Here is a 3185-nt window from a genome sequence, read left to right on the forward strand (position 1 = left end):
GACCTCATCTACCGCATCCAGCAAGTAAGCAGGGAACTCACTCTGATCCTTAAAATATTCCAGCGCCGGGTAATACCCTAAATTATGTTTGGTTACTTGCTTATGAACTTCATTTGCTAGCTGTTCACCAAGTTTATCAATAGGCGCCGGCAGGTGTTTTTGCAAAACGGCTACAGGCACGGCAACTTTAACACTCAGCTCAACTCTTGTGACATGTAATCCGGACACGAGAATGATTTCCGCTAATCCGATAACTTTTTAATATTGTCAGCAATGGGCTGTGTTACTGGTTGCAATCGCTTTCGCATGACCGAACCCACAGCGTCGGTTTGTGAAAACACTGGATCAACCAGAGACTCACCGACGCTGGCCAATTTGAGCATCGCGATAAGTTGATCACGATATTCCGGTACCCGATCAAGCACAACTTTTAATTGCGCATTACCTGTATCTGCAATCGCCCGATCTACCGCAGCGTCTATTTCATCAAAACTACGGAAATTAACACTAGCTTCGAAACATAACTCAGCAAAGTATTTCTGGAGTGCTTTCAGGTACATTACCACGACATGTTGGTCTGTTAGCTTATTCATGGTATTTAATGCCGTCTTCAGAAAGACCTGTCCTTTATTACTGAATAATTGAATTAATAGCCGTGCATAGGAATTATCCTTCAACAACTCATCTAATCTGGTTTTAGCTTCATCGAATCTGGAGTTTGCAGGCAATTGCTCCGGTAGCTGATTGGGTCTTGCCAAAAGGAAACCCACGTAATAGGCACTTTTCCGTGCCCCCCTGGACCATAAGCTCTGCACGGTAGCCTCATCCACCAGGCCAGGCTGCAGAACCAATCGCACGGATTCCACAATATCATATGCCTCCACTTCAAACGGTAAAAACTCAACTAAAAATGCTGCCAGTTCTTTGCCAATTTTGGATTGTACAATTTGGGAGTTTTTTAACATACGCCTGGCGATATCCGCTTCTGGCATAGCCCACCAGGCACGGCGCGCAACTTCTTCGTTCAGTTCCGGTGAATTGGCTACCGCCACGACTGCTTCAGGTTCACCCAGTATTAACAGGCCTTCCAGGCTCTCTTCCCGCATCTGGCCCATACGGGTCCAGCGTCGCAAAAAAACAGGGTAACCGCCCGGCGACCCCAGTGCATGCGTGGAAAACATTTCGCGTACAAAACGTAAATATTTATCGTCACGACAAGTAGGATTTAACGGAACCCGGGCTTCACCACGCCCCGTCAGTGCGTGCACAATCATTTTTGATTCATCAATCCTGATAGCTTGCAGGTCCTGATTAATCAGTACATTGAGACGCAAACTGTCTTCGCTGGACAATTCCATGCTGATTTTCTGATGTTAGTTGCAGACGTAGTTATTAGTTACAAACGGCGGTAAATATCAATTAAGCTGGACACGTCTTCCCCAGGGCACCGTCTCCTTACCTTTTACCAACCATATCACAGGATAATGGGGTTCGTGTTCAGGAATTTTTCCGTTGGCATCGGTGAAATAGATGAGCAAGTCTGGCTGGCTGTCAGATTGATCAACCCATTCAAAGATCGGTGCAAACTCAGTACCCCCTCCCCCTGCAAATTTCTGTGGAATCTGAAACTCTTCCCATGGCTCAAAAACCCACGGACCGCCTTCTACCAAATTAACGTCACAGGCATGCAAAGTGACACGCGCCCGCACCTGGCTTTTAATGGCGTCAATTTCTGAAACAAACTGCCGCATATCTTCGTCACTAATAGAACCGCTGGTATCCAGCGCCACCATCACATTTACCTGTCCGCTACGAAGACTGGGATAGATGGCCGGATCACCTCGACGTGAAGACGGACGCGCATAACTATAGTCATCGCGCGCAATGGATGACATATAATGGGCTAGCACACTGCGCCAGGGTAATTGCGGTTGCAACAGGTAATCCACCAGGCGTGCCATCGCTCCACCCAACTTACCGGCCTGCATTGCCTGTTGCGCAGCGCCAGCCAGACGTTGCTGCCATTGAGTATCGAGGTTTTCCTTTTCCGTTTGTGATAATGGCTGCGGCTGTGGTGCACCACCACCGCCTGACTCTTCTGGTTTGGCCGACTGTGGCGATTGACCTGCTTGTGATTGCTGCTGGCTTTCTGGATCACTCGGTTCATCCGGCGACGATCCTTCGCCACGATCCGCCTCTTCCGGATTGGGTTTTACATCACTATCATTATCGTAAACATGCTTGTCGTGACATTCTTCTTCAAAGGAATCTTCGATGGAAGGGTAAATTTCTTCTGCCGTCATGCCTTCGAAACCGTCCATCATTAAGGCACCCGCCGGAATCTTAAATCCTTCACTGTGCAGTAAAGGATTTATGGCGAGGTCACAGGCAATATCCCACTTACGCTTGTCGCGATGGCCACGGCGAGCAAAATGGGACAAGGCACAATGCAAGGCTTCGTGGGCCAATGCGAACTGGGCTTCATCCATATCCAGCGCATCTATGTAGGCGGGATTATAAAATATTTTACGTGCATCCGTGGCAGTGGTTTCACACCAGGAGGGATTGGCCGCAACAGCCGGTAATCGTAATACCAGCGCACCAAGAAATGGTTTTTCAATGATGAGACGTGTGCGCGCTGCACTTAGTTTAAGCTCGATGTCATTTTCTGATTTCGACATCTCTACACCTGGTTCGACCATTTAGTAAATCATGACTTCAGCGACAGAATCAGCCCATTGGGCGAATTGCGGCACACTAAACAGTTCCTGGCCGATCGCCCGATGCATATCGGAAACCAGCATCACACCCATTTCACGTTGTGGAAATTTAATCGCGTAATCGAGAATGTGCCCGTGCAATTCACTGGCATTATTCAGTTTACGTGCCCGGATGGCATGCCCCACCAAAGCAGAAGCCACCGCATACTGCAAATCCACTTCTTTCGGCACCGCCACTTTTTCACCCTTCAAAATCGCTTCCAAATCCGGCATTTGATCAAGGTTTTGCATAAAGGCATGCAATTCGATGCCGGCCGCCTGTCCAACACAGGCCTGCAGGCTTTCCAGTAAAAGTTGTGGCTGGTGTTCAAATTTTTGTACTGCTCGATGCGCGTACTCCCAGGATTATTGGGAAAAGGTTCCAGCAGCATTTTATCATCCAGGGCGTCAAAGTGCGCGAATATA

Annotated in this window: 4 protein-coding genes; all 4 read right to left on the reverse strand. The window is 48.3% G+C overall.

Features of this window, described 5'->3' with window-relative positions; all coding sequences use genetic code 11:
- Window positions 1-228: hypothetical protein (locus ACWVCM_RS02405; RefSeq protein WP_455200107.1), on the reverse strand; the 228-nt coding region annotated here is incomplete at its 3' end.
- Window positions 229-242: 14 nt separating this feature from the next.
- Window positions 243-1358, reverse strand: a complete 1116-nt coding sequence (locus tag ACWVCM_RS02410) for a hypothetical protein (protein ID WP_455200108.1) — start codon at window positions 1356-1358, stop codon at window positions 243-245.
- A gap of 57 nt (window positions 1359-1415) precedes the next feature.
- Complete coding sequence (locus tag ACWVCM_RS02415) at window positions 1416-2681, reverse strand: vWA domain-containing protein (RefSeq protein ID WP_455200109.1); 1266 nt, start codon at window positions 2679-2681, stop codon at window positions 1416-1418.
- Between the two features lie 21 nt (window positions 2682-2702).
- The gene (locus tag ACWVCM_RS02420; protein WP_455200110.1) at window positions 2703-3011 is read right to left on the reverse strand and encodes a hypothetical protein; all 309 of its coding nucleotides are present in this window, start codon (window positions 3009-3011) and stop codon (window positions 2703-2705) included.
- Between the last annotated feature and the right edge of the window lie 174 nt (window positions 3012-3185).

It is taken from the genome of Kaarinaea lacus (assembly GCF_975902315.1).

Coding starts and splice junctions, on each gene's coding strand:
- ACWVCM_RS02410 (WP_455200108.1), bottom strand. CDS start 1,358: ATGGAATTGTCCAGCGAAGACAGTTTGCGTCTCAATGTACTGATTAAT.
- ACWVCM_RS02415 (WP_455200109.1), bottom strand. CDS start 2,681: ATGTCGAAATCAGAAAATGACATCGAGCTTAAACTAAGTGCAGCGCGC.
- ACWVCM_RS02420 (WP_455200110.1), bottom strand. CDS start 3,011: ATGCAAAACCTTGATCAAATGCCGGATTTGGAAGCGATTTTGAAGGGT.